6 protein-coding genes are annotated in these 6,108 nt (G+C 39.8%); all 6 read left to right on the forward strand.

Translation table 11 applies throughout. The annotated features are described in order from the left end of the window. The first annotated feature begins 3 nt into the window (after nucleotides 1-3). The 6 genes from G8O23_RS10735 to G8O23_RS10760 all read left to right on the forward strand — a co-directional run bounded on the left by G8O23_RS10735 (nucleotide 4) and on the right by G8O23_RS10760 (nucleotide 5,998). The gene (locus G8O23_RS10735) at nucleotides 4-693 is read left to right on the forward strand and encodes a hypothetical protein (RefSeq protein ID WP_166364658.1); all 690 of its coding nucleotides are present in this window, start codon (nucleotides 4-6) and stop codon (nucleotides 691-693) included. A gap of 24 nt (nucleotides 694-717) precedes the next feature. Then, nucleotides 718-1,164, forward strand: a complete 447-nt coding sequence (locus tag G8O23_RS10740; protein WP_166364660.1) for a 5' nucleotidase, NT5C type — start codon at nucleotides 718-720, stop codon at nucleotides 1,162-1,164. Between the two features lie 170 nt (nucleotides 1,165-1,334). After that, complete coding sequence (locus G8O23_RS10745) at nucleotides 1,335-2,999, forward strand: AAA family ATPase (RefSeq protein WP_166364662.1); 1,665 nt, start codon at nucleotides 1,335-1,337, stop codon at nucleotides 2,997-2,999. 172 nt (nucleotides 3,000-3,171) lie between these two features. Next, nucleotides 3,172-4,089 carry a helix-turn-helix transcriptional regulator gene (locus G8O23_RS10750; protein ID WP_219932490.1) on the forward strand — a complete coding sequence of 306 codons (918 nt, stop codon included), beginning with the start codon at nucleotides 3,172-3,174 and terminating at the stop codon, nucleotides 4,087-4,089. 90 nt (nucleotides 4,090-4,179) lie between these two features. Then, nucleotides 4,180-5,331 carry a PDDEXK-like family protein gene (locus G8O23_RS10755; RefSeq protein ID WP_166364664.1) on the forward strand — a complete coding sequence of 384 codons (1,152 nt, stop codon included), beginning with the start codon at nucleotides 4,180-4,182 and terminating at the stop codon, nucleotides 5,329-5,331. Between the two features lie 103 nt (nucleotides 5,332-5,434). After that, nucleotides 5,435-5,998: a hypothetical protein gene (locus tag G8O23_RS10760; RefSeq protein WP_166364666.1), complete on the forward strand. Its 564-nt coding sequence runs from the start codon at nucleotides 5,435-5,437 to the stop codon at nucleotides 5,996-5,998. The last annotated feature ends 110 nt before the right edge of the window (nucleotides 5,999-6,108 follow it).

Below are 6,108 nucleotides of genomic sequence, written 5' to 3' on the forward strand. Positions count from 1 at the left end.
AGTATGAATCCTCATAAAACCATCGAAAAGCTAAAGCTTGGCGATACGATAAATCGGTTGCTATCAATACTGATCAATACCGATACAATTGACACCAACCTCTACATCGGCACAATAGACATTGTGCCCGATGGTGAGCCCAACCTCGATCAGCTTCCCTGGATTCCGCGAAAGGTGGAGAACCTAAAGAAGCTGACAGGCGAACTTCACGATACTGCTGTTGGGTTGGACCGATTGGCTCAGCTGGCCAAGGAGGTTGATGAGAGCTCCCAGAAATCCTTCCCTCTTACATGTTTGTACAGGGAGTTTCGGAGTGCCGATTTTATTATCCAAAAGCAGATCGATCACCTAAAGATGGTGCTGAAAGATCTGGATAATGGGGTGTACAGCATTAAGTATCCAAAAACAACTCACATTAAAAACCTTTATAAAATTCAAGAGAAAAGCAGTAAACTTATTATTAAGGAACAGGATAGAGTGGAATACCCAAGCCGGGTGCTAACCTTCGTTGGCAAGCTAATGGAGAGCCCGATGCACTATTACCTCTTCTCCGTTTCGGAGGCCGATGGCACCGCTTTTATTTCGAGGGGGTATAGGGTAGCTCCATTGGTCGGTGCCGGTTACCACGAGATTTGGGGCGATATACATACAAATCCACATATGGTTTCCAGCGAATGCGTGTGGCGAAGCTAAATAAGCGTTAGAATAAAAACCGCAATGAAAATTCTCTATATCGATATGGACAACGTACTGGTCGATTTTGCATCGGGCGTTGCGCAGGTCGATGATCAGACAAAGCAAAGGTTTAAAGATGATCTGGATGAGATCCCGGGGGTCTTTAGTAAGATGAAACCCATGGAAGGAGCCATTGAGGCCTTTAACACGCTAAGCCAGCACTTCGATACATATATCCTCTCAACCGCATCATGGGAAAATCCCTCAGCCTGGATTGATAAACTTGAATGGGTTAAGAAGTATCTGGGTAAAAATGCATACAAAAGGCTTATCCTGTCGCACCACAAGAACCTAAACAAGGGTCATTTTCTTGTTGATGACAGATTAAATAATGGTGCTGCCAAATTTGAGGGTGAACACATTCACTTTGGAACTGGAGATTTTCTTGGTTGGCCAGAGGTTACTGCTTATTTGTTAAACCAAAAGTAGATAATAGCAAGTACTGTTGATTGTTGAGATAAGCACTGCAATTATTCTGATTATTTTGAATTTTACTATTCTTCCCATCGAAGTTTTTTCGTATTAAATTAGCTTGCTCTTCTTAATAGCGACACAATTTGGCGCACCCCAACCATACCTTTACAGCAAAAATATAAGGTATGGAAAAGAGTTTAAAAATGGGGATGCTCAGAAGCATCGGCAATGTGTACGAAAAATCTAAGGGTTCCAAACTTACCGACTCCTACTTAAACGAGGTAAGTAATGATTTGAAATGTATATCTAGCTACTTTAAAACCACCCAGTTTCAATCATTCTTTGTTGCTAGCGTTTTTGCCCTAAACTACAAGGGCGATACCGTTGATATGGAAGATATTATAGGGCACACGGAGTGTAACCCCATGCGTCTCCTTGAGTTTTCCGATGAGCTAGATGACCTCTACAAAAGAGGAATTTTGCACAAGCAGCGTTCGAGGCATAGGGTCGATATTCACCTGGCTAATATTCAGTACACCATCAACAAAAACATTACCGAGGCTATACTTAGTAATCAGCCATTGCCCGAAACCAAACCTGAAGCTTTCGAATCGTTAATAGAAATTTTTGAAATGATTTATAAGCTGGGCGAGCAGCTCGAAAATAATGAGATAACTATGGGCGAGTTCCAAATGAAAGCCGAAGGTATTCTTCAGCAGGGTAAAATTTTTCCGTTTGTAGCTAAAGTGAAATCGTTAAATATTCCAATAAAAGAGACCCTCATTTACTTCCTGCTTATTTGGAGAACCCTAACCGGAAAAGAATCTGTGGATATGGAGACTCTTTTTGCTATGGTTTTTTCTTCTGCCTCAATTCAAATCAGATACATTCAAAACTTCTTGAATAAAAGTAATATCCTTGTCGATTTAAATTTAGTTGAGATTGAGGAGTCCACTTTTTTTAACGATGCTCAAATTAAGCTTACCGAATACTCAAAAGACCTGCTTAAGGAGAATGGTATTCAACTTTATTTCAACAGCGCAAAGCAGAAAGGTATAATTTGCCCCAATGAAATTTCGGTAAAAAGTCTGTACTTTAATCCAAAGGAAGGGGAGCAGCTTGATATGCTTAGCAGTCTGCTCAACGACATCAAGCTAAAAGAGATTCAGCAGCGCCTTAACCACAAGAGCTTGCCCAGGGGGGTTACCGTATTGCTTTACGGACCATCAGGAACAGGTAAAACCGAAACAGTTTTTCAAATTGCTCGCAAAACGGGTCGCCAAATTATGAAGGTTGACATCAGCCAGTCGAAATCGATGTGGTTTGGCGAAAGTGAAAAGATAATTAAAAGAGTTTTTACCGATTATAAGACCCTGCTCAAGGAATCAGAAATTGCTCCCATACTGCTTTTCAACGAGGCCGATGCCATTATATCCAAACGAAAGGATGTAGCCACCTCCAATGTTGCCCAAACCGAGAATGCCATTCAGAACATTATTCTTGAGGAGCTGGAGCAATTCGAAGGTATATTTATTGCCACCACAAACCTTGTGAATAATATGGATACCGCATTCGAGAGGCGATTCCTTTTCAAGGTGAATATTCAAAATCCCGATACAGCAACAAAAGCAAGGATTTGGAAATCGAAGATGCCAGATCTTACCGAGGCAAACTGCCAAACATTAGCCAAGATGTTCAGCTTCTCTGGTGGTCAAATAGATAACATCGTTAGAAAGTGTAGTATGCAGGAGGTTATTTCTGCCGTTCCAACCACCTTTGAGCAGCTGGTTGAGTTTTGCCGATCCGAAACCCTCTCAGAAAAGTGTGGTAATCGGATTGGCTTTTTGTAAACCATTCGCTGACAGAGTTTATATCCTCGGTGACTGAGCATGTCGAAGTCACCGTTGGGCTGGAGATGGTTTTGCCCACTTCGACAAGTGTTAGAGTGAGCCTGAATTTAGGAACTGATATACTGAAAAACGCCAAGGTTTCGACATATTTTGTCGCACTAAAATTTTATCTTTGAAAAGACCAATACAAAATGCTATGTCGAAGCGCGAAGCACTAGGGCGATACACCTTAATAATTAACAGGTTGCGTAAATCGCCTGCTACATTTAACCAGATTGAGGACTATCTGAAAGAGCAGGGTGAGCTTGATGGGTACAACTATGCGATATCTAAACGAACATTTCAACGCGACCTGTTCGATATTGAATCGATGTACGGCATTGAGATCGGTTTTGATTTCAAGCAGAAGGTTTACAGAATAAAACAGGAGGATGGGGAGGATGCCAACGAACGAGTTCTTGAAGCTTTCGATACCATAAATGCTATTAGCACCTCCGAGCGAATCTCGCAGTATATCCATTTTGAGAAGCGACGACCCCAGGGTACCGAGAACTTCAATGGTCTGCTCCACGCCATTCGCAATAAGTGTGTTATAAAATTTACTTATCGTAAATTTTGGGACGACGATATATCAGATAGAACGGTAGAACCCTACGCATTAAAAGAGTATCGTAATCGCTGGTATATTATTGCGAAGGATTTTAAGGATGGTAAACTCAAAAACTTTGGACTTGACAGAATTACTGAACTTGATATAACCAAGCGGCACTTTAAGGTCAATGATTTTGACGAGAATTCACATTTTCATCATTGCTTTGGAATTATGTCTCCCAATGCCCCAGAACCCAGTCTGGTTGTTCTTTCTTTCACCCCATTTCAGGGAAAGTTCATCAAGTCGATGCCCTTACATAGGTCTCAGCGCATATTGATTGATAATGAAGAGGAGTGTAGGGTAAGCCTAAAAATATTTATAACAATAGATTTTGTTATGGAGGTAATTTCCCACGGCGATAGGGTTAAGGTGCTTGAACCTACAGATCTTCGAGACCAAGTAAAATCAATACTGAAAAAGGCGCTAAAGAACTATTAGGTATTATGGCTGTCAGTTGTGGTGAAATAAGATTTTTCAGAAAATATTTAAGCATTATCAATTCAGTTTAATTACAATAAAATTTATACTATGGATTTAAGTCAAGATGTTCTTAATTTGAGAAACTTCCTCGATAATGTAGCAACTATATCAAAGAAGTACGAAGAGATTGCAAAGATTACGGGGGAGAATTTTAATGTCTTCAAAATACTGAGGTTAACTACAAATGAGGTGCGAACCCACTCCGCTTTTATTGCCGAACTGCTTGATCCCAAAGGATGTCATGATCAGGGGGATGTGTTTTTGAGGCTTTTTGTTGTAAAGCTTAAACTAGCAGAAATTGATTACACCTCAGCTAAGGTAGAAATTGAGAAGTATATTGGAACAGTTTCAGAAAATTACGATGAGGGCGGTAGGATTGATATTATTGTTACCGATGGATGTGGCAGGGCAATCATAATTGAAAATAAAATTTATGCCGAAGATCAAAAGAATCAAATACTTCGATATCATAACTATGGAGAAGAAAAGCATAAAACGATTTTTAATATTCTATACTTAACTCTTTATGGGTCAGATCCAAGTAGTGAGAGTTTAAATAGCAGAACTGACATTGATTTTAAGTGCATTTCCTATAAAAGCGACATTATTCTTTGGCTAGAAAGTTGCAAGGAGAAAGCCCTTAACCACCCTACGCTTAGGGAAACCCTAACCCAGTACATTGATTTAACTAAATACTTGACAAACCAGTTAACAAATAGCAAAATGGAAAATGAAATTGAAAAACTCTTAGGTGAAACTCCTGATTTAATTAAGCCTTTGGCTGAAGCGCATGCAGCCTACCTTAATATGAGTAAGAAATGGGTTGCCAAATTATTGGAAGAACTTAATAAAACAAAAAAGTCGGTTTGGACTATAGGTGAATATGCAATTCATACTGAATTTGTTAATGACTCCGATGGTTTTCAGTTTTGTTTTTGGGGAACAAAGAATAACAATATCATTCATGGTTCTGAATCAGTCTTTTCAAAAATTAGAAAAAGCCTAGAAAGTGAAAAGAGTTTTAATCTTGATGATAAACCAGTTGCTTGGGTTTCATTCGACATGTTTAAAGGTCAAAACCTTGAGAGAATTTCTGTAGATGAATTTATTGAAGCACTCAAATCCGAAGATGACACGAAAAACCAAATTATTAAGGAAGCAGAAGGATTTGTTGCAGAATTTAAGCGTTTAGTTTTTTAATTAAAATCAAATCGCTTTACATATCCCCAACGCCACCCCTAGTCGTTCCGCCACTGTATTTTTGGTTCCATAATACTAATATCAAAATACAGGAGGAATAATTATGACCACACGAAATGACTTACAATCCTTTGAGGAGGAGTTTATTAAGCGCATTCGCGAGAATGATGCTTGGCTGAAATTGTCGGCCAACTCGGAGCTGCCCTGGAGCGAAAAGCTGCTTGAGCAGTATGCCGACCAATGGGACTGGACAGAGCTGTGCCAGAATAGGGACATTGTTTGGACAGCTGAAATGATTGAAAAGTTCCAGGCACGAATTGACTGGAACGAGCTAACAGAATCGATAACTGCATGCCGTTATCATGATTCTAGACCAACTCATTGGGAGATAATCAAAAGGTTTGAATCGAAGTGGGACTGGAAGACCATTTCAAGAAGTGCCAGCCATATCACCCCTGAGGTTATCGAGCAGTTTATCGATAAGTGGGATTGGCGAGAGCTAATTGAAAACCGTGAAATCAGCTGGAATTTTAAGCTATTCGAACGGTTTAAGCGCTACATCCCCGTTACTGATTTTAGCCATTTTAAGCAGTCGCACCTTTGGGATAAGCTAGTTGAGATTGAGGAGCGTATAATCACTGGAAAAATCCTTGCCGAAACTAATTAAATTCTAACCAGTGGTTTAGCCCCCTATCAATCGGACTTTTGTATAGATGGTTAAACAAACATAAACATTCTTTTCTAACTTTGCAACGGCAAGGAACAACCGACGGCGAT

The organism is Perlabentimonas gracilis (assembly GCF_011174675.1).
Taxonomy (GTDB): Bacteria; Bacteroidota; Bacteroidia; order Bacteroidales; family Tenuifilaceae; genus Perlabentimonas; species Perlabentimonas gracilis.

Bases quoted from the DNA above. Each gene is read 5' to 3' on its own strand.
- G8O23_RS10735 (WP_166364658.1), top strand. From the start codon at position 4: ATGAATCCTCATAAAACCATCGAAAAGCTAAAGCTTGGCGATACGATA.
- G8O23_RS10740 (WP_166364660.1), top strand. From the start codon at position 718: ATGAAAATTCTCTATATCGATATGGACAACGTACTGGTCGATTTTGCA.
- G8O23_RS10745 (WP_166364662.1), top strand. From the start codon at position 1,335: ATGGAAAAGAGTTTAAAAATGGGGATGCTCAGAAGCATCGGCAATGTG.
- G8O23_RS10755 (WP_166364664.1), top strand. From the start codon at position 4,180: ATGGATTTAAGTCAAGATGTTCTTAATTTGAGAAACTTCCTCGATAAT.
- G8O23_RS10760 (WP_166364666.1), top strand. From the start codon at position 5,435: ATGACCACACGAAATGACTTACAATCCTTTGAGGAGGAGTTTATTAAG.